This window comes from Paenibacillus sp. IHBB 3054, from assembly GCF_051594305.1.
Classification (GTDB): domain Bacteria; phylum Bacillota; class Bacilli; order Paenibacillales; family Paenibacillaceae; genus Paenibacillus_AQ.
This window is the reverse complement of record NZ_JBOFBG010000009.1, coordinates 79,812-98,249: the sequence shown is the minus strand read 5'-3', so window position 1 is coordinate 98,249 and position 18,438 is coordinate 79,812. Positions and strand designations below refer to the sequence as shown.

Here is an 18,438-nt window from a genome sequence, read left to right as displayed (position 1 = left end):
CTCAAACTTTTCCGAAAACTTTACATGCAATTCCAATCTGTTACATTTCATTTTCAAGAATGGGCAAAAAAACAGATCTACCTTATATTTCGGCAGATTGAAATGAGAAATTTATATAATGTACGATATTCATTGCTATCTCTTTAGAACATACCAAAAGACCCAAAGCACACCGCATAGGGGCTTCGAGTCTTCTGCAACGCCACTGAGTCTGCAGGCTTTTACCTTGAGTCTTTAGCCTTATTCATTTGAAACCGGTTAATCAATGTCCGACCCGGCTGCGGCAAGCATCACTTCCTGCAGATACAACTTCGCTGTTCCTTCGCCGTTTGTGATCCCTTCAAGCTTGATGCCGATCGTCTTTACGGCAATCAGGTCAACCCCTTCTGCTTCAGCGGCGGACGGCAACGAAATGCTCAAAGTTGTATACCCGCTGGAGTCCACTGTTAGGGGTGCTCCGCTGTCTGACCATACCCAGCCAGCTCCTGTCTTGATGAACAGGCGTGCTTTAGCCGCGCCGCCCGACAGTTTGACCTTTGCGTTTATCGTATGGAGACCCGCAATATTCAGGTTCTTAGTCTTCTTATCCAAGCTTTGCCTGTCCTAGTCCAGATCGTAAATAGAACCGACCTTCAGACCATAAAGCTCATTGTAGATTTTCTCAGCAAAAGCATCTGTCATTCCGGCAATATAATCAATCACCATATGCTCCCACGTCCAGATCGGCCTCTGCGACCGCTGATCCTTCTCAAAGCGCTGCAGCCAGTCGCTCGGAATAATCGCCTTCGACGTTTCAGGATCGAGGAATGCGCCCCAAAGCCGCCGCAAAATCCACTCGCTGCGTTTCTGCAGCCGCTGCACACGCAGGTCGCGAATCATCGTGACCCAGGCGAAGCTTTTGAGCACGCTGACCGTCCGCAGCATGTCCTCATCCTCTTTGCCCTCCTTGATAAAGGTGACCTTCTTCCAGTCTCCGTCGTGAATCACGCCTAAGCTGGCGACAAAGGTGCTGACCCAGTAGGCTTTAACCTCACGCCGGGTGCGGGAGTAATCATTTTCGCAGGTCGGCATTTTCTCCATCCATACCCGCAGGAATGAGCTCAGCACCTCTTCAACTTTGGCATGGATAGCCTCTGACTTCCAGCCTTCCCAGAACAAATCCTCCAGCGTGGTAATCTTCTCAACGATCAGCCGCTGGATATAGGCATCATGCATAAAGTGCTCATGGACCTCGATTTTGCCGGCCTTTATGCCATCCTCCAAATCATGGGCGGAATAGGCGATGTCGTCGCAGAGGTCCATAAGCTGGGCTTCCAGCGTCTTCTTGCCTTCCGGCACTCCCCATTCCTTGCGGACTTCCCTGATATAATCCCATTCATGAAGATACATGCCTTTCTTGAGTACCGTGCCGGGAAAAGGATACTTGTTGATACCCAGCAGCACTGCGTCGGAAAGGTTCAGGCCGTCGATGTTCTCGCGCTTCTCCAGAAACATGATCAGCCGGAAATTATGGGCATTGCCCTCAAAATGCTCATATTGCCGTTTCAGATTTTCGTGGATCGTCTGCTTCTGCAGCGGACCCGCGCCGGATTTCAGCGCTTCCTCCTCAGTCTTTTTGGCTACAAGCTGCTCCAAAATATTATCGAGCACTTCTTCCCCTTTGTGGCCGAATGGCGGGTGGCCGAAATCATGCGCGATGGCTGCACATTCCACCACTTCGGGATCGATTACAAGACCCGGGTTGTCCGCCTGCCCTGTTTCCACCTCCGGGTAAGAGCGCAGCAGGCTCTTGGCGGCTTCACGGGCAATTTGCGCCACTTCCAGTGAATGAGTCAGGCGCGTGCGGTAATAATCGCCGGTTCCGGCGCCGAACACCTGTGATTTGCCTTGCAGCCGGCGAAAAGTCGGCGAATGAATCAGGCGCGAATAATCGCGTTCATATGCGGCTCTAGAGGTTTCCAGTCGGGTAATCTCCGGATATTGCCGATGCTCTCTTTTCTCAATAAGTGTCATATCCGCTGCCCCTATCCATTGATCTGTATTTAGTATTTCATTATAAGTCATTTTCAGCAGAACTTTCACTCTAAAATAGAAAGTTGAGCAACTGCCCGGCCGCAGTGAATAGTTTGCAAGGTGCATGGAGCATTCTAAAGCAAAATAACCCGCTTCCTTTGCCACGGGTCATGTAAGGAGTGCAAGGTGAATCTTATGAAAACAGGCTGTAGAACAACCTATATCACGATAACAGCATTCATGCTTCTGCATCTGCTTCCGCTTGGGCTTACTAACAGCGCACTAGCCAGTCCAAATATTAAAAACCGCTATTATTATGAGCAGCGCGGGGACATGATCTGGGAGGTTCCCACCAGTCAAAAAGTAATAGCACTGACCTTCGACGACGGACCCGATCCTTCCGAGACCACTCAGATTCTGGACGTGCTGCATAAATACAATGCCAAATGCACCTTTTTTGCTATCGGCAAAAAAATCGCCGCCTATCCCGAAGTAGCCAAGCAGGTGATTGCCGAGGGGCATGAACTGGCAAACCATACTTACAACCATGTGTATTTCAAGAAGCCTATTTCCGAGCAGCAGATTCTGCAGGAGCTGGAGTTGACCGAAAAGGAAATCGTAAAGATCTCAGGCAAACACAGCAGCCTGTTCAGACCGCCTGGCGGCATGTACGATGATACGCTGGTTGATGTATCCAACAATATGGGCCTGAAGCCGGTGCTGTGGTCCTGGCATCAGGATACCCGCGACTGGAACCGTCCTGGTGTGTGGAGTATCTACAGCAAAGTCATCCGCAATGCAAAAAATGGCGATATCGTACTGTTCCATGATTATGTACACGGACAGTCGCAGACGGGCGAAGCGCTCAAAATCATCCTGCCCGAGCTTGCAAAACGGGGCTTCCGGTTCGTCACCGTTTCCGAACTGATTGAATTATCCGATGCACAGCAGGTGAAGCATGGCCGACATCTTGCTTTTTGAATACTTTTGCCGGCCTTTCCGTGGCTCTTTAATTGCGATCGACCTCAAAATAAGGTAGTCTTGAGCTATTATTATGACTTTATGATCACTGCTACAGTCCATCCTTTAGGAGGCTTTATCCATGTCTGAGAACACTTCCTATACTACCGAGGAAATCGCCCGGTTATTGAAGATATCCAAGCTGAAGGTTTATGATTTGATCAAAAAGGGCGAGCTGCCCTCTTACCGTGTCGGTAAGCAAATGCGTGTCGATCTATCCGATCTGGAGGCCTACAAGCAGAATTCGCGCAGCGGAGCTTCGGCCGGTCCGCCTGCAGGCGATGCAACCGCACTGCCCCATACTCCCTTTGCGCTGCCGCCAGCCACTTTTACAGCACCGCTTCACTTTTCCCAGCCGCCTGCGTTTACCGGTAAATCCGCCGGAGTCAATGTGGTCATTACCGGGCAGGATATGTCGCTGGACATTCTGGCTACCCACCTGGAGCGCAGCCAGCCCTCCTCCCGGCCGCTTCGTTCCTATGCCGGCAGTCTGGACAGCCTGATTGCGATGTATCATGGGGAGTCTGACATTGTCAGCACCCACCTGCTCGACGGAGATACAGGAGAGTATAACCTGCCCTATATCCGCAAGCTGCTTGTCGGCTTCTCCTATGTAGTGGTGCATATGCTGGCGCGAAGTGCAGGATTTTACGTGCTAAAGGGCAATCCGAAGGGTATCCGTGACTGGTCGGATCTCCAGCAGAAAGGCCTCCGGCTGATTAACCGCGAGCGCGGCTCCGGTGCGCGGGTGCTGCTGGACGAGCAGCTGCGCCTGCACGGTATCCAGTCCGCCCAGTTAAGCGGTTATGACACTATAGAGAACAGCCATTTGGCCGTAGCCGGAATGGTAGCACGGGGCGAGGCTGACGTCGGCATCGGCACAGAAAAAGCCGCCAAGATAGTTGACGGCATTGAATTCATTCCGCTCATTCAGGAGCGTTATGATCTTGTAATGATCAAGAAGCCGGAGCATGAGCAATGGATCGGGACAGTCATCGACATTTTACGGTCATCGGCTTTCAAGAACGAACTCAGCTCCATTCACGGCTATGACCTTACCGATACCGGAAGGGTCATTTACGAGACTTAAGCGGAAAGCAGCCAGCCAGTAATTCCTAATCGGCTTCAGTGGAATATTTAATTTTATAACTTCCGCTGGTCCCGGTGCCGACAATTTCGAGCTTGTATTTTCCGTCCTTTTTAATCTCCACCTGCTCTTCTGCAGCCTCATTCGTACGAAGCTCTTTCACAAGCTCATGATCGGGATCATACAGCTTCATGGACAGCTTGCCTTTATCCACTTTGGAGGTATAGTCCAGCAGCAGAGTTTCCCCTTCTTTGAGCTTCAGCGTCTTTGTTTCCGTACCTGACAGCAGCTTATAGGATGCCTTGATTTGTTTACCACTGCTTGATCCAACGAACATCAGCCTTTTTTCGCAGCCCGTAAGCAGTAAAGCAGATGTCAGTACCGCGAGTATCAGCAGGCTCCACTTTTTGTTCATTTCATTCACTCCCCGTTCTAATCATGTGCCCGCAATGCGGGCAATACTTCTCGTTGGCACTAACGCCGCCGTCTCTTTTGTGCTGCTGTCTGACCACAAAGTAGATCAGCAGCCCGATTAAATTGGGAATGTAGATTACAGCAGTCATCCACAACCAGGTGTTCATCCCCATACGCGAAGCATCCCTATAGATGAATACGGCAATAGCTCCATTCAAACCAATGAGCAGCAGCACGGCCAGCCCCATAAACAAAAACCAGCCACGGTCCTCGCTAAATACATCCGACATATAGGGAAACATCCAATATCCCATTAAGGCCAGAGTAAGCAAGAATCCGGTTGTAAGAACCCAAAAAAGCAGTTTGCCAAGCGGCTCATGTCTCTTCATATGCCGTCCTCCTTTGAGAATAATGCGGATGCTCTGGCTTCCGCTTGCCCCATATACCTGAAAAGTCATACCCGGGCTGCTGCACCCGATCTGCCGGACAGGCAGAACAGCAACGCTGCGGCGGCGGATGTCTGAACGAGACCGAAGGCCAGCAGCAGGACCAGCTTCCATAGCAGGGGAACAGGACCCGTCAGCACGCAGGCTCCCAGCAGCATTAGCACAATGACTTGAATTACCGCGACAGCGATAATGCTTCTTCCCAATCTTTCTGCAGCCGTTATTTTCCGGAGCGTATCCGCAACAAGCCGGGGAGGTGCCAGGGCCGGTTCATTAAAATATTGGCTTAGCAGTTGATCCTGCGCTTCCTCTTCATTCATCACGCTTCCTCCTTTACATGCTGCATGGAGGTTTGCAGCAGCTTCTTCCCTTGATTGAGCCTTGACTTGACCGTTCCCACGGGAATGCCAAGCATCTCCGCAATCTCCTCATAGCTGAATTCGTTGTAATAATAGAGAACCAGCGGCGCCAAATACCGCTTAGATAACGCACGCAGCCCCTGCTCCAGCTCGGCGTTCCGTTCATTCCGCAGCAAGGCCTCTTCCGTGAGAAGCGACGAATCCCGGATGTTCAGGAAATCCGCCTGGAAAGAAGCTTCGCCCAGAAAACGGTGCTGGAGTTTTATCCATCTGCGGTAGCGGTCCCTATGCAAATTGACCGTAACCTGAAACAGCCAGGCTTTAAAGGAACGCTCACAATCATATTTCTCCAGCTTGCGGATGACCCGGACCCACACCTCCTGAAACAGGTCCTCGGCATCCTGGGCATTCAGGGTAAGGTGGCGGCAAAACCGGTACAAATCATCCTTGTATCTGTCGACGAGCAGTCCCAGCATTTCACGGCGGCCGGACCGGCACCCTTCAATGAGTTGTTTATCGGTAATCATGTGCCCCCGCCCACCCTTTCAATTAACATTACGAATGAACTCCAGGCTTTGTTCGAAATTTCACATAATCATTTATTAGCCGTCCTCAAATGTTCTGTTCTCTCTATGATCATAGTAAATAACCTCCGGTCTCGCCATGATGCTTGATGGCAAAACCGGAGGTTATTCGCATACTTCGATTCAAGAACGGCGATTGACAAACATCAGCATAGCGGCTGAGATTACAATAATCGAGCATACCCACATCCAGGCCAGCGTCATGTCGCCGCCGTCGACGGCCACATATATGGCGGTGGGCACCGTCTGTGTACGGCCGGGAATATTGCCTGCTACCATGATCGTAGCTCCAAACTCGCCAAGCCCGCGGGCAAAGCCGAGCACATACCCTGCAGCCAGAGAACGGCTGGCAAGCGGCAGTGTTACATAACGCAGTACCTGCAGTTCACTGGCACCCTGCGCACGCGCCGCATCCTCAAGATCCTTTTCCACATCCTCAAACCCGGCCTTAACGGTCCGGTAGACCAGCGGAAAGGCCACAACCACCGCAGCAATAACAGCAGCCCCCCAGGTAAAGAGGATGGTATGCTCTGTGAACTGCTCATACAGCCTGCCAATCCAGCTCCGACGTCCCAGAATGACTAGAAGCACAAAGCCGACCACGGTAGGGGGCAGTACAAGCGGCAGCAGCAGAATGGTCTCGACCAGACTGTATCCGGGGAATCTCCGGCCCGCCATCTTCTTGGCCGCGAAGGTTGCCAGAAGGAATACGATGATGCTCGTGATTACAGAGATTTTGACCGAAAGCCAGACCGGGGCGAAAAAATCAGTCCAATTGATCTCCATCCGCTTTCACCCCGCTTAAGTTCGATTAGAATTACTTGGCAAGCTGAAAGCCGTAGCCGGTAAAAATATCACTTGCCGCCTTGGTTTGCACGTAGTTATAGAAAGCTTTGGCCTCTGCCTGATGTTTGGAATCCTTAACGATCCCGACCGGATAATTGATTGCTTTGTGCACCTGTGCCCCTACAGTAAGAGCGATCTTCACCTTCTTCGAGGTTAGGGCATCCGTCTTATACACAAATCCGGCATCAGCATTGCCTGTTTCCACGTAGGAGAGCACCTGGCGGACATCCTTGGCGAATACCAGTTTGTTTTGCAGCGTATCCCATACATTCTTCGCGGTCAATGACTGCTGCGCATATTGGCCCGCCGGCACCGATTCCGGTTGTCCGACAGCGACCTTCTTGAACGTTTTATCTGTAAGCTGTGTGATTGTTGTAATCTTGGCTTTGGAATCCGAAGGCACAATGAGAACCAGCCAATTCTTTAGAAGTTCCGTATGGTCTGAAATGAGTTTGCCATCCACCAGCGCTGTCATTTGCTTATCTCCTGCTGAGAAGAACAGATCGGCCGGAGCGCCTTGTTCAATCTGCTTCTGCAATGTACCGGAAGCGCCATAGTTAAAGACGAGGTCAATATCAGGATGCTGCTTCTCATAAAGAACGGCAATCTTGTCAAGACTGTCCTGCAGGCTGGCTGCGGCAGATACAATAATTTCGGTTTTCTTCTTCGCCGCCTCTGCCTGTCTCTCAGGTATTGCCGACAAGCCCACAGCAAGCATTACAGTCATGACAACCAACGCTAATTTCTTGAACATTTCCATTCCTCCCATTTATATATCTTGTATATTTAGATGATATTCTAGCATACCTTTTTTCGTTTTTCTATACGTTTGGTTATGTTTGTTTATATTTAGTTATGATTGATACAGATTACACCTTAACATACATTTCTATTTATAATGGGCTTCATAGCAAAAAGCCCCCAGGCGTGTAAAACGCCTAAGGGCTTCCCTGGCCTTCATTGTTTTAACTCTTCATCCGCGGATCAAGCACATCGCGCAGTCCGTCTCCCATCAGGTTGAATCCGAGTACAGTAAACATGATTGACATCCCCGGAAAAATGACCGTCCACGGCGCTTTCTGAATGAACTGGCGCGAATCGGAGAGCATCTTGCCCCATTCCGGATCAGGCGGCTGCGCACCAAGGCCAAGGAAGCCGAGGGCTGCCGCTTCGATAATGGCCGTTGCGATGCCCAGCGTCCCCTGTACAATGATCGGCGTCAGGCTGTTCGGCAGAATATGAGTCAGCAGAATACGCGTATTCGTCATCCCGATCGCTCTTGCCGCCGTGATGTATTCCTCTGACTTCAAGCTGAGCACCTTGGCCCGAACGAGTCTTCCATAGGTCGGGATGTTAACAATCGCAATGGCGAGCAGCGCATTCCGCAGAGAGGGTCCGAGTATAGCCACAATTGCAATCGCGAGCAGAATACTCGGAAAGGCCAAGAGGATATCAAACATTCTGGAGATCATTTTGAAGCCCGGTGTTGCCTTCCAGTGTGGACAGATCATCAGGGCTAAGGTCTTCCATCAGGTCGATCTCACCGTTCTGCAGAGCAGTAAAGCGCGCAGAGTTATCCGGAATGGAGCGGACGATCACTTTGTTCAGCTTAGGGAGCCCTTCTTTCCAGTAGCCCGGATTCTTGTCCAGCGTAATGGAATCATTGTGCTTTCATTCGGTGAACACAAACGGACCTGTTTCGATAAGCCGCGGTGAAGCCGCACAGTTTCGATAATCTGCTGACCTACCGTAAACAGCGGGTTAAGCGAAGTCATTGGCTCCTGGAAGATCATTGATACCGAGTCTCCGCGGATCTTTCGCATTTCTTTTTCCCTAAGCGGAACAAGGTCCTGCCCTTTTAATAGAATGCGGCCGCCTACGATCCGGCCGGGAGGATTCGGAACCAGCTTCAGGATGGACAATGAAGTGACGCTCTTGCCGCAGCCCGATTCACCAACCACTCCAAGAACCTCGCCCGCATCAATATACAAATCGACGCCGTCCACAGCAGGAACCTCTCCACGGTCCGTAAAAAAATGAGTATACAAATCCTCAATTTCCAGAATTGGCTGGATCAAAATGAACCCTCTCTTCTATTAAAAATTGAACAAAGGTCAAATGACAGACAAGAAAATCTCTCTAAAAGAGAGATTTAACCGTTAATACCTTACATTATAAGTTAGTTTTTATTATTAAATCGACATAGTTGTTATTTAATGTATAACATTACTATATAAAACCAAGGTAGACAAGAAAAATTCGCAAGATTAACTAACCTCATAGGATTTAAGGGTATAATGAATGACAAAACAAAAAGCTCCTGCTCTATTTGTAGACCAATAGCCACCTTTCCAGTTGAACCCTCATCATATCCCTATAGTAAAACGGCTCCACAATCTCCGCTTCCTCTTCGAATTTCATGATCCAACGAACAAATCCAATATCCTGTTCAACAGCTACTTTAAAGTGGAGAAAGCGGCTCTGGCGGTCCACCTTGCTCGGCTTTACAAACAACTCCTCATATTTGATCCAATCCATCATCCGTTCCGAAAATTTCACCTTGAATTCGATCTCCAGACTGTCTTGGTCCAAACGCCACTTCTGCTTCATAAAAGACTGCAAATCAAATTGCTCCTTGGAAAAAAAACGGTTCAATGGCCTGACACTCGAAAACCCGTTGATGTGAAAAGCCCTTATCATGCCAAAGCGGTGGCAGAACCCGATTAAATGATAGCGGTTCTCCAGCGGAACCAGACAGTACGGATCGATCTGTATCTCCTTCTCTTCATAGGCATTTTCACTGTAATCCGCCTGAAAGCTTCGCTGTTTCATTATAGCCAGCAGAATTTCCGTCAGAAAAGGCGAAGGCTCCCCCTGTGAAGTCCCCCTCTCTGTCCAATGCTGCCCGGCTTCTTTTTTTACGCTTTCCATCTTCTCTTCCCTTTCCGCCTTCTGCTTATATTCCGCAGCCATGATTTTTTCGTAGGCGTCTTCAAAATGCGCAGGCAGCAGAGGCTTAATGTCATTCATAATGCCGCGGAGCTGTGAAAATGCGGCCGATTCTTCTTCCGACAAATCTAAAGGATAGAGTGCAAAGTTCCCGATAAAAGCATATCCCTTCCCGTGCCCCAGGTGGGTAATAGGGATATGCATGGCACTTAGCGCATCCATATCCCGGTATATCGTTCTCTCACTGTTGCCGCAGCGTTCAGCCAGCTCACGGGCTAAAATTCCGGGTTTGGCCTGAACTAGCGTAATGATGCGCATCAGCCGGATTAATCGGTCTGTCATTTTCAGTTCCCCTTGATTTATGGTAAAATAGACCCATTATTTTAAATAAATTAGTTATATATATCTAAAAACAGGGAATTAATAACCTCGTTACAAAAATATAATAGAACTATTTTACTATATTACCACATTAATATATCGCTCTATCTGTCAGCTATTCTGGTTTGCACTCAGCGAAATAGTGCAGTTATGTATATGCCCTAGTTACCGGTTGATGGATCTTAAACTGTGTATTCCTAGAGTCACCAGACCTGAATCCCCACGTCCAACTGCTTGTACAAAGCCTCCGCCTCTTTAACCAGCTGCATGTCTCCAGATTGGGTTGCCAGCAGCAGCAGATCATCCGCCTGTCTGCGCAACCTATCATAGGAAGCTGGGTCGGATGTCTTAGAACGTAAGGCCACTGCTTCTTCCATCACCATCGCTGTCTTGAGCAGCTCCAAATGCTTGGCTACATGAAAGCAGCTGACCGTGCCGAGCACATCGGTATGGTGGGTATACTCTAGGCTTAGCTTATGCAAGGGCAGCTCGCGGATGCGTTCCACCGGGGGTTGTTTATATTGCCACTGCAGCCAGAGTGCTTCATGGTTTCCGGCTGGCATCGCCGCCATGGTGAATTCCAGCGCTATATATTTCCTCCCTCCCGCATGTATTTTGCCAAGCTTAAGCAGCAGCGATCTTCCTTCCCCTGCCTCCACTACACATCCATAACATGCCTTCAGACTTACATGCGCTTCAAGCCATACTCTCAGTTCGATTTCACGGGCAACGACTTTGCGGCTTTTCTTGCGGGTTTCCACACCTTGGACCATGCCTTCCCACTCGACTAGCAAAACTACATCCCGAGCAGCTCCTGCAAAAATCCGGTTTTGACTCCATGTAAATATGGGCTGGATACTTGCTTGCATATTTCCACCTCTTTCTTTTTTTGGATCTTCTATTAATGTACCAATAATGGCGGACAACTCCTTGTCATGGAATATATGTTCGGACCTAGAATATCGACAAAAAAAGAGCCACTCCACTAAAAAGTGGATTGCCTCTTTGCGAAAGATCGCTCTTTTGTCTAAAGATGACGAAAAATTTGTGTAATTTCACCTATTCCCCAGCTTGCCGTTCCGGCGCTCTTCCTTGAACAAGAAACCTAGTGCCCCTTTGGCGCATAGCAATGAGAATAGAAGAAACAGCACTGCCCAAAAGATGGCCGGCAAAGGAGTCAACCTCGCCAGATTGGCCGCATCCCCTGCACGGGAGGGTGTAAATGCCGCAGACGATACTAGAAAAAGTGTACCCATTACGGATTCCTCAAGCGTGAGAAACGCCAGAAACAAGTAATAATATTTGCTGATCTTAGGCCAGAGAAACATCATTGCCAGAGTCAGCGCAATAAACCCGGCCAGCCACATCATGCCGAATCCGCCCCGCACATATAAAATCAGCATTATGAGTGCTATGGCGGTGGATAACATCAGCCCCCATTGCAGCCGGTTTCTTCTATATAAATAGAACAGCAGCAAAGAGAATAACGAAGCCAGCGGATATCCGGCCAGCGACACCAGTATCGCTTGTGCTCCCGCACCAATGGCCGAATAGGTGACCCCGCTGTGATCAGCGTACAGCTCAATGCGCAGCACACTTCCCGAGAGCAGCAGGGTCATGAGCGCATGGCCGAACTCGTGAACCATCGTATCCAGATTGCGGAACAAGGAAGAGAACGGGATTAACCGCGTCAAAAAGGCAGAACCTGCCAGAAACAATAGCGTCTTGAGCCATTTATTCATCACATCAGCCCCTTTCCGTTCAAAGTATACGATAATTTGTACACCTGTGGTAGCAAAACCGAAACCTGAGTGTCTTTAATGCTGTATTACTTTTATGGTTATTGCCGCAAGCCCCAGGGCAAGTGGAAACGGCTTCGCCGTCCTCAAAAGGACGGTATCCGTTTCAGCGAGAAATAGAAGGATAATTTATAGCGTGAAGCATATAAATTCTTATATTTTTAAAAAGCTTAAGTCCCTTTACCTCCATAACTGGGGACAAAAATGTGCTTTATCCGTCAAATGATGCCAAGCTTCCCCTGTAGGGTACCCGGAAGTTGTCCGGCTATGTTAAAATAAAAGTAATATTAGCCTATACCAGGTGGTGATATGTAATGAAAAAACATGTAAAGAGCAAATTGATCAAGCTGTTAAGTTCGGCCCTGCTGCTGCTTGGGATAACGGCAGCCCTGCCGGCTCCTGCGGCTCAGGCCAATTACTTCAGCGATATATATAAAGGATTGCAGAATTTCTCGGAATTGCCCGGTGAAGTTAATCAATTGCAGGAAAGCTACCAGCAAACAGTGGACGAGCTCCAGCAGACCAAAAATGAGCTGGGCGAAACGACCCAAGCCTTGGGACAGACACTGCAGGAGATGGAGACGTACCGCACCCAGAATGAGGCTCTTCAGGAGCAGAACCGCCAATTAAGCCTGGTGGTTGACGAATTGAAAAACGATCGTACGGCCCGGGAAAACTACTATAACAGGATTAAAGTTACGGTCATTACCGGGGTCGCCCTTATATTCGGTTATTTCCTGCTCACCCGGCTGCTTCGCTTCGCGATGCGCTACCGGTCCAGAAGAAGCGACCGGCTGCGGTAGGCCGCAGGGAGCAGAGCGTTACCCACATAAACAGAAGTCACAGGAACAGGGAGTGTAAGCTATGAACGTTGATGTCCAGGATGAAGGCGACAGCGGCAGCGGACAAGCCGTTGCCTTTACTGTTGGAGAGAACGAAGAGGTTCATGTGCTGCACCCGCAGCAGATTATTGCTTATCAAGGTCCCTCTTCAGGCCGGGCGGACCGGCTGATGGATGTCAAGGGCATGTACCGCAAGCGCAAGCTGATCCGCTCGGATCTGTCCGGGCCCTGCCGGTTCGTTGCCGCACTCCCTCCCGGCTATCGGATCAAAACACTGCAGCTCGACGGAAAAAGCGATCTGCTCTATGATTTCAGGCATCTCTTCTTCTATAGTAAGGGGGTTACGATGCAGACCCGGGTGCTCAGCATGAAGAATATGCTCGTGACGCGCGATGTCATCAAGGTGAAGTTCTCCGGCAGGGGCAGCATCGGCATCTTAACTGAGGGAACGGTATGCGAAGCGGAGCTGCATCCCTTCGACCCGCTGTATGTGGATGCCGGAAGCGTCATTGCCTACCCCGAGAATGCCAAGCTTGAGCTGACCGTCTACGGTAATCATCTGGCCAGCCAGCATATGAGCTATCATTGGAAGATGACAGGCCACGGGCCCGTGCTGTTCCAAGCCGGTCGCCAGAGCCGGCGCTTTGAACGCGACAACAATGAGGACGGGATTATCAAACGGTTTCTCCGTGAGGCGCTGCCATTCGGCGGAGTGTTTATTAAGTAGGGATATATATAAATCTTAATTAGCAAAAAGAGTGCCCGTGCGTATCACGCAAGGGCACTCTTTAATTTACAGACAATGCACACAACCCATAAACCCGGCCACAGCTTCTATACCGGGAATCACAGGCGGTTCTTGATTGTTGGTACTTGGTCACTTGGTCTTATGCCAGGTAAGCATTCAGCATCCAGGCGCTCTTCTCAACACTGCTTCTGATACCAATCAGCAGGTCGGCAGTCGGTTGATCGCTCAGCTCTTCTGCTGCCGCGATGGAATGCTTCAGCTCTTCTGCAACAAGGGCAAAATCTTTTACGAGTTGGGTAACCATTTCTTTGGCGCTTTCGCCGCCGACAGCTTCCTTGAGCTCGGAGAGGGCCAGATATTGGGTCATCGTAGAGGCCGGTTGTCCGCCGATAGCGAGCAGGCGTTCAGCCAGCTCATCCACATAACCTGCAGCTTCATTGTACAGTTCTTCGAATTTGGCATGCAGCGTGAAGAATTGCGATCCGCTCACATACCAGTGGTAATGATGCAGTTTCACTCCGAGCAGGGTCCAGTTCGCGGTTTGGCGATTTAAAGCAGCATGCAGTTCAGTCTGGCTCTTTACTTGTGTACTCATTCTAATAGCCTCCTATGGTTTGTATATATTTTATTGTATTTAGACTTGTTCTAAATCTATATACAATATAACATGAAGTTATGCTTTTTGCAACGATTACGACGATTTTGTTGCTGCAAATTCTAGCATAACTTTCTGTTATACTCCTATTATTTGTGTCACATTGGAGCAAAAACACCTATATTGACACAAATCACCTCGCTGCGGCACAAAAGATTACATGAACTACAATAGCCTAAACCTAGGTAGTTTCTGCTTGCGCCGCCTTACCTTTTCCGCTCCGGAAGATCGCCCGCATCTCGTCGCGTTTGGACTTCGGACTAAGCACGTAGACTGTATCTCCTGCCTGAATGACGGTATTACCATGCGGAGTGACGATATTCTTGTCCCGTATGATCGCCGTGAAGAGAATATCATCAGGCAGCCCCAGCTCTGCAATCTGCATCCCGGCAATCGGCATAGAGGACCGTATTCCGATATGATTGAATTCCGCGTCCGTCTTGCCAAGGGCCACAAGTTCCATCAGGGAAGGCTGCCCCGCTTCTTCCCGCCCGACCAGCTTCAGTCTGGAAGCAAGCGGTGAAATCGTCGTCCCCTGAATAACAGCCGATGTAAGGACGACGAAGAAGACGACATTAAAGAACAGCCGTCCCTGCTGAAGACCCGCCAGCAGCGGATAGGTGGCCAGTACAATCGGCACGGCGCCGCGAAGACCAGCCCATGAGATCAGTGTTTTTTCCCGGAAAGAGAATTTGGCAAAGAGCAGGCTTATAAATACCCCGGCCGGCCGGGCAATTACCATCAGGATGACGGACAGCAGCAGCCCGTCCCAAGCGATATTTGCAAGCTCCTGCGGGAACACCAGCAGCCCCAGCAGAATGAACATAGCAATCTGCATCATCCAGGCAAAGCCGTGATTGAAATTCATGATGGTGCGGTGATACATCAGCTCGGAATTCCCCAGCGTCAGGCCAATCACATAGACGGCAAGCAGTCCGCTGCCGTGTACCATGGCTGTAAGGCCATAGGTCAATACAGCAAACCCTATAGCCATTACCGGATACAGACCGGTGGAATCCAAGTTGATTCTGTTGATCAGATATACGACCAGCTTGCCGATAATGATCCCCAGCAGGAGGCCAATCCCCATTTCCCATACAAAGGACAGCAGCAGGCTCCAGATGGCAGTATCGGGATGCTGAATCCATTCGATTAGTGATACGGTCAGAAATACGGCCATCGGATCATTGCTTCCAGACTCAGCCTCCAGTGTGGAGGTCAACCTTTTGTCGATGTTTTTGCCGCCCAGAACAGAGAATACGGCGGCTGCGTCCGTTGAACCGACAATCGCTCCGAACAGCAGGCTTTCCGCCCAAGGCACTCCCAGTATGAATTTGGCGAAAATGCCAACTATGGCTGTAGTCAGCAGCACACCCACCGTGGCTAAAGACAGCGCCGGCGCCATAATCGGCCGGATATCCTTCATGCTGGTCTGCATCCCGCCTTCAAACAGGATCACGACCAGTGCAAAAATCCCGGCAATCTGGGTCAGGGATGCATTGTTAAAATAGACAAAGTGGCTGAGTACCATCCCCACCGCAATAAATAATACGAGCGCCGGCATGCCGAACCGCGTAGAGAATTTTGTGGAAAGCACTCCTACAAGCAGCAGCACCGCCAGCAGCATAATAATCTGATCTGCAAGATGAGTCATCGTTTACTTCGCACCCTTCTGATATGAAATCAAGCAGACGTTACCGCTCCTTGTGTTATTAACCTCAAAAGTCTTTTCTTGAGTCAGCTGCGGTAAAGACTGCCGGGTGCCCTGCTCTGGTCATCTACACTTCCATACTGAATTTATAATGCTCAAACGGCCGCACATCATACATCTCTTCTATTACCTACACAAGTGGAAACGGCTTTGCCGTCCTTTTTAAGGACGGTACCGTTTCAGCGAGAAATAGAAGGATAAGTTATCGTGTGAAACATATAAATTCTTATATTTTAACAAAAGCCTGACCATGGAAGGTCAGGCTTACGACTCATTTAACATTGAATATTATAATTCAAACTCCTCCGTTGAATCTGAAAGGCCGCCATTCTGCGTCCCCTTGTTATTTGCCACGGCAAGAATATACAGTTTATATTTTTTGCCTTTTATGATGGGACTACCGTTGACATCGATTGTTGATGCTGTAATTACCGGGTTCGTTCCGTTAGGAATGATCGACTTGTAAGAGGAAGCGGTCACCCCAAGCGCATCACCCAAGCCAAAACCCTGCTTGGCCGGAACTACTAATACCCGGTATTCAGAAATATTGGTCTCATTGGACGATTTGGTGAAGCGGGCCAGTATTCTGCTGTCGTTCACTTGATACGTGACGTTGGTTACAGAAACCACAGGGGTTTTGGACGACAACGTAATGTCCGTGGATGCCTGGGACAAGACATTAGAACCTGAATAATTCCCACTACCAACAGATAATACATACACTTTGTAAGTGGTTCCCTCTTTGATCCAATTGCCGCGCACATCTCTGGAGGATGAATTTAATATTTGACTGGTGCTATTCTCTGATGTGCTCACCGCTGTATAGTTGGAGCTGGATATACGATTGGCTTCAGATACGCTGAAGTTGCTGTAATATGAGGTTGGCACCACCATGATCAGATATTTGCTAATGTACCTTTCGTCCGCAGCATGAGTAAATGATACTTTCAAATCCCGTCCATCACCATTGTCGCTAACGTCGCTTACTGTTAGATTAGAAACGGCTCCCATACTGAAGTCAGTCAGCAGCGTAATAACCGATGAAGCGCTGGAAAGCACATTTGCACTTGAATTGCTTCCAACCGATAACACGTACACTTGATAACCAGTTCCATTTTTGATCAAATTACCCCGTACGTCTCTGGTTGATGAGGTCAGGATTTGATTGGTGCTGCTTCCTGATGTACTCACCGCTGTATAATTGGAGCTGGATACATTATTCGCTTCAGATACGCTGAAGCCGCTGTAATAAGCCGTAGGTACGACCATAATCCGATACTGGCTAATATTAGCTTCGGCTGTGGGATGGACAAAGGACACTTTCATATCCCGGCCGTCTCCATAGTCATTAACATCACTAACGATAAAGCTTGAGATTCCTGTAGTGGACAACGTAATCGCGGATGACGCAGGAGACAGTACTTGATTGGCCGCATTCCTGCTATCTACCGCCATGACAAACACCCGGTAGCTCACACCCGGCTTTATAAGGGCTCCATCGACATCCCTGGATCCTGAAGCCAAGACCTGAGAAAGATTATTTCCCGTCTTGCTGACTTGGGTGTAGTTGGAGCTGGAAACTGCGTTTGCTGCCGCCACATTAAAATTTGTATAATTCGCTGCTTTGACTACAAATATCCGGTAAGAATTGACCTTCGATTCATCCGGCAACTTGTTGAAGCTGACGGACAAATCCCGTCCATCGCCATTATCCCCGAAATCATTCACTTGTATATTGGATGGTGCGGATACAATATTATTCACCAACGTAAGCGTTGCTGAACTATTCGAAAGGGCACTGGTATTATTCCCTTTGCCTACCGCCAAAACATAAGCAATATACGGCTGGTTGACTTTAATTAATTCACCGCTGATATCCCTCGACCCAGCGTTCAGTTTAAACGTAGGATTAGCTCCGATAGACAATACAGTAGAATAATTGGACGGTGCGATCTGTTGGGCGGATGACAAGTTTAATGTGTTCCCCGCTTTCACAATCAATACCCTGTAATGATCAACAATGGACTCATCTGCCGCCCGGACGAAGCTGACCTGCAGATCACGTCCGTCACCGCTATCACTCACATCCTGCAGGACTACATTGGATGCCGGACTTACGCTTCCACCTTTACCTCCGGAAGTCGTTATGGACACGGTTCTCGCTTTGGAATTCCATACCACTTCCTGACCCAGAGCTTCGCTGACGAACCGTGTCGGAACCAGCGTTCTGCCCTTCAAACTTTGACCAGGCACATCGAGGATAACAGGCTTATTGTTAATCGTGGCAAGTGTGGAGCCTAGCTTCAATATAATCGTTGTACCCTCTTTTGTTGCTGTTACTGTTTTTGTCTGCTTATCCCACGTGGTGGTGGCATCAAAGGCTTCAAAAATGGCCCGTAACGGCACCAGCGTTCTTCCACGCACCGATATAGGGGGTTGATCAGTAGGTAAGGGAACACCGTCAATCACAATTTTGATAGGTGCATCTGCCTGAGCCGGGGACTGCAGCAGCATCGGGAACACCAGCAACCCCGCTAAAATCGAAATCCATAACTTCTTCACAAGCTCACCCTCCTGGATAATA

At 49.2% G+C, this 18,438-nt stretch carries 18 protein-coding genes and 3 pseudogenes; 4 read left to right on the top strand and 17 right to left on the bottom strand.

Features of this window, described 5'->3' with window-relative positions; all coding sequences use genetic code 11:
• Positions 1 to 258: 258 nt before the first annotated feature.
• On the bottom strand, positions 259 to 591 hold the full coding sequence (locus ACQ76X_RS12945; RefSeq protein ID WP_438494305.1) for a hypothetical protein: 333 nt from the start codon (positions 589 to 591) through the stop codon (positions 259 to 261).
• Positions 592 to 603: 12 nt separating this feature from the next.
• On the bottom strand, positions 604 to 2,013 hold the full coding sequence (locus ACQ76X_RS12940; RefSeq protein WP_076113482.1) for a deoxyguanosinetriphosphate triphosphohydrolase family protein: 1,410 nt from the start codon (positions 2,011 to 2,013) through the stop codon (positions 604 to 606).
• Positions 2,014 to 2,208: 195 nt separating this feature from the next.
• On the opposite strand from ACQ76X_RS12940, the gene ACQ76X_RS12935 reads away from it, so the two are divergent.
• Together ACQ76X_RS12935 and ACQ76X_RS12930 are read left to right on the top strand one after the other, a co-directional pair.
• Entirely contained in the window at positions 2,209 to 2,994 is a 786-nt protein-coding gene (locus ACQ76X_RS12935; RefSeq protein WP_438494450.1) for a polysaccharide deacetylase family protein, read from the top strand.
• A 121-nt stretch (positions 2,995 to 3,115) separates the two neighbouring features.
• Positions 3,116 to 4,123, top strand: coding sequence for a substrate-binding domain-containing protein (locus tag ACQ76X_RS12930; RefSeq protein ID WP_438494303.1), 1,008 nt, complete (start codon positions 3,116 to 3,118; stop codon positions 4,121 to 4,123).
• A gap of 25 nt (positions 4,124 to 4,148) precedes the next feature.
• Here ACQ76X_RS12930 and ACQ76X_RS12925 read toward each other — a convergent pair whose 3' ends face one another.
• The 12 genes and pseudogenes from ACQ76X_RS12925 to ACQ76X_RS12870 form a co-directional block, all read right to left on the bottom strand.
• Positions 4,149 to 4,535: a hypothetical protein gene (locus tag ACQ76X_RS12925; RefSeq protein ID WP_438494301.1), complete on the bottom strand. Its 387-nt coding sequence runs from the start codon at positions 4,533 to 4,535 to the stop codon at positions 4,149 to 4,151.
• Between the two features lies 1 nt (position 4,536).
• A complete protein-coding gene (locus ACQ76X_RS12920; protein WP_438494299.1) occupies positions 4,537 to 4,923 on the bottom strand; it encodes a hypothetical protein in 387 nt (128 codons plus the stop codon).
• 65 nt (positions 4,924 to 4,988) lie between these two features.
• On the bottom strand, positions 4,989 to 5,300 hold the full coding sequence (locus ACQ76X_RS12915; RefSeq protein ID WP_438494297.1) for a hypothetical protein: 312 nt from the start codon (positions 5,298 to 5,300) through the stop codon (positions 4,989 to 4,991).
• Positions 5,300 to 5,866: an RNA polymerase sigma factor gene (locus ACQ76X_RS12910; protein WP_438494295.1), complete on the bottom strand. Its 567-nt coding sequence runs from the start codon at positions 5,864 to 5,866 to the stop codon at positions 5,300 to 5,302. The genes ACQ76X_RS12915 and ACQ76X_RS12910 overlap by 1 nt, the downstream gene beginning before the upstream one ends.
• Before the next feature lie 180 nt (positions 5,867 to 6,046).
• Positions 6,047 to 6,709: a molybdate ABC transporter permease subunit gene (gene modB / locus ACQ76X_RS12905; RefSeq protein WP_438494293.1), complete on the bottom strand. Its 663-nt coding sequence runs from the start codon at positions 6,707 to 6,709 to the stop codon at positions 6,047 to 6,049.
• A 31-nt stretch (positions 6,710 to 6,740) separates the two neighbouring features.
• Positions 6,741 to 7,523, bottom strand: coding sequence for a molybdate ABC transporter substrate-binding protein (gene modA, locus ACQ76X_RS12900; protein WP_438494291.1), 783 nt, complete (start codon positions 7,521 to 7,523; stop codon positions 6,741 to 6,743).
• A gap of 211 nt (positions 7,524 to 7,734) precedes the next feature.
• A pseudogene (locus ACQ76X_RS12895) lies at positions 7,735 to 8,241 on the bottom strand (ABC transporter permease); the annotation flags it as partial.
• 4 nt (positions 8,242 to 8,245) lie between these two features.
• Positions 8,246 to 8,470, bottom strand: a pseudogene (locus tag ACQ76X_RS12890) (ABC transporter substrate-binding protein); the annotation flags it as partial.
• Positions 8,464 to 8,847 (bottom strand): annotated as a pseudogene (locus tag ACQ76X_RS12885) (ATP-binding cassette domain-containing protein); the annotation flags it as partial. The pseudogenes ACQ76X_RS12885 and ACQ76X_RS12890, both read right to left, overlap by 7 nt.
• A gap of 247 nt (positions 8,848 to 9,094) precedes the next feature.
• Entirely contained in the window at positions 9,095 to 10,060 is a 966-nt protein-coding gene (locus tag ACQ76X_RS12880) for a helix-turn-helix transcriptional regulator (protein ID WP_038586590.1), read from the bottom strand.
• A 242-nt stretch (positions 10,061 to 10,302) separates the two neighbouring features.
• Positions 10,303 to 10,968 carry a hypothetical protein gene (locus tag ACQ76X_RS12875; RefSeq protein ID WP_438494289.1) on the bottom strand — a complete coding sequence of 222 codons (666 nt, stop codon included), beginning with the start codon at positions 10,966 to 10,968 and terminating at the stop codon, positions 10,303 to 10,305.
• 186 nt (positions 10,969 to 11,154) lie between these two features.
• Positions 11,155 to 11,841 (bottom strand): M50 family metallopeptidase, encoded by a 687-nt coding sequence (locus ACQ76X_RS12870; RefSeq protein ID WP_438494287.1) that lies wholly within the window; start codon positions 11,839 to 11,841, stop codon positions 11,155 to 11,157.
• A gap of 371 nt (positions 11,842 to 12,212) precedes the next feature.
• Here ACQ76X_RS12870 and ACQ76X_RS12865 point away from each other — a divergent pair, with 371 nt between their 5' ends.
• Positions 12,213 to 12,701: a hypothetical protein gene (locus ACQ76X_RS12865; protein ID WP_438494285.1), complete on the top strand. Its 489-nt coding sequence runs from the start codon at positions 12,213 to 12,215 to the stop codon at positions 12,699 to 12,701.
• 61 nt (positions 12,702 to 12,762) lie between these two features.
• A complete protein-coding gene (locus tag ACQ76X_RS12860) occupies positions 12,763 to 13,467 on the top strand; it encodes an AIM24 family protein (RefSeq protein WP_038586581.1) in 705 nt (234 codons plus the stop codon).
• Positions 13,468 to 13,627: 160 nt separating this feature from the next.
• Here ACQ76X_RS12860 and ACQ76X_RS12855 read toward each other — a convergent pair whose 3' ends face one another.
• From ACQ76X_RS12855 to ACQ76X_RS12845, 3 genes are all read right to left on the bottom strand, one after another.
• Positions 13,628 to 14,083: a Dps family protein gene (locus tag ACQ76X_RS12855; protein WP_038586577.1), complete on the bottom strand. Its 456-nt coding sequence runs from the start codon at positions 14,081 to 14,083 to the stop codon at positions 13,628 to 13,630.
• A gap of 241 nt (positions 14,084 to 14,324) precedes the next feature.
• Positions 14,325 to 15,797: a potassium/proton antiporter gene (locus ACQ76X_RS12850; protein WP_438494283.1), complete on the bottom strand. Its 1,473-nt coding sequence runs from the start codon at positions 15,795 to 15,797 to the stop codon at positions 14,325 to 14,327.
• A 345-nt stretch (positions 15,798 to 16,142) separates the two neighbouring features.
• Positions 16,143 to 18,416: a copper amine oxidase N-terminal domain-containing protein gene (locus ACQ76X_RS12845; RefSeq protein WP_438494281.1), complete on the bottom strand. Its 2,274-nt coding sequence runs from the start codon at positions 18,414 to 18,416 to the stop codon at positions 16,143 to 16,145.
• Positions 18,417 to 18,438 lie beyond the last annotated feature (22 nt).

Coding starts and splice junctions, on each gene's coding strand:
- ACQ76X_RS12940 (WP_076113482.1), bottom strand. CDS start 2,013: ATGACACTTATTGAGAAAAGAGAGCATCGGCAATATCCGGAGATTACC.
- ACQ76X_RS12935 (WP_438494450.1), top strand. CDS start 2,209: ATGAAAACAGGCTGTAGAACAACCTATATCACGATAACAGCATTCATG.
- ACQ76X_RS12930 (WP_438494303.1), top strand. CDS start 3,116: ATGTCTGAGAACACTTCCTATACTACCGAGGAAATCGCCCGGTTATTG.
- ACQ76X_RS12925 (WP_438494301.1), bottom strand. CDS start 4,535: ATGAACAAAAAGTGGAGCCTGCTGATACTCGCGGTACTGACATCTGCT.
- ACQ76X_RS12920 (WP_438494299.1), bottom strand. CDS start 4,923: ATGAAGAGACATGAGCCGCTTGGCAAACTGCTTTTTTGGGTTCTTACA.
- ACQ76X_RS12915 (WP_438494297.1), bottom strand. CDS start 5,300: ATGAATGAAGAGGAAGCGCAGGATCAACTGCTAAGCCAATATTTTAAT.
- ACQ76X_RS12910 (WP_438494295.1), bottom strand. CDS start 5,866: ATGATTACCGATAAACAACTCATTGAAGGGTGCCGGTCCGGCCGCCGT.
- modB (WP_438494293.1), bottom strand. CDS start 6,709: ATGGAGATCAATTGGACTGATTTTTTCGCCCCGGTCTGGCTTTCGGTC.
- modA (WP_438494291.1), bottom strand. CDS start 7,523: ATGTTCAAGAAATTAGCGTTGGTTGTCATGACTGTAATGCTTGCTGTG.
- ACQ76X_RS12880 (WP_038586590.1), bottom strand. CDS start 10,060: ATGACAGACCGATTAATCCGGCTGATGCGCATCATTACGCTAGTTCAG.
- ACQ76X_RS12875 (WP_438494289.1), bottom strand. CDS start 10,968: ATGCAAGCAAGTATCCAGCCCATATTTACATGGAGTCAAAACCGGATT.
- ACQ76X_RS12870 (WP_438494287.1), bottom strand. CDS start 11,841: ATGAATAAATGGCTCAAGACGCTATTGTTTCTGGCAGGTTCTGCCTTT.
- ACQ76X_RS12865 (WP_438494285.1), top strand. CDS start 12,213: ATGAAAAAACATGTAAAGAGCAAATTGATCAAGCTGTTAAGTTCGGCC.
- ACQ76X_RS12860 (WP_038586581.1), top strand. CDS start 12,763: ATGAACGTTGATGTCCAGGATGAAGGCGACAGCGGCAGCGGACAAGCC.
- ACQ76X_RS12855 (WP_038586577.1), bottom strand. CDS start 14,083: ATGAGTACACAAGTAAAGAGCCAGACTGAACTGCATGCTGCTTTAAAT.
- ACQ76X_RS12850 (WP_438494283.1), bottom strand. CDS start 15,797: ATGACTCATCTTGCAGATCAGATTATTATGCTGCTGGCGGTGCTGCTG.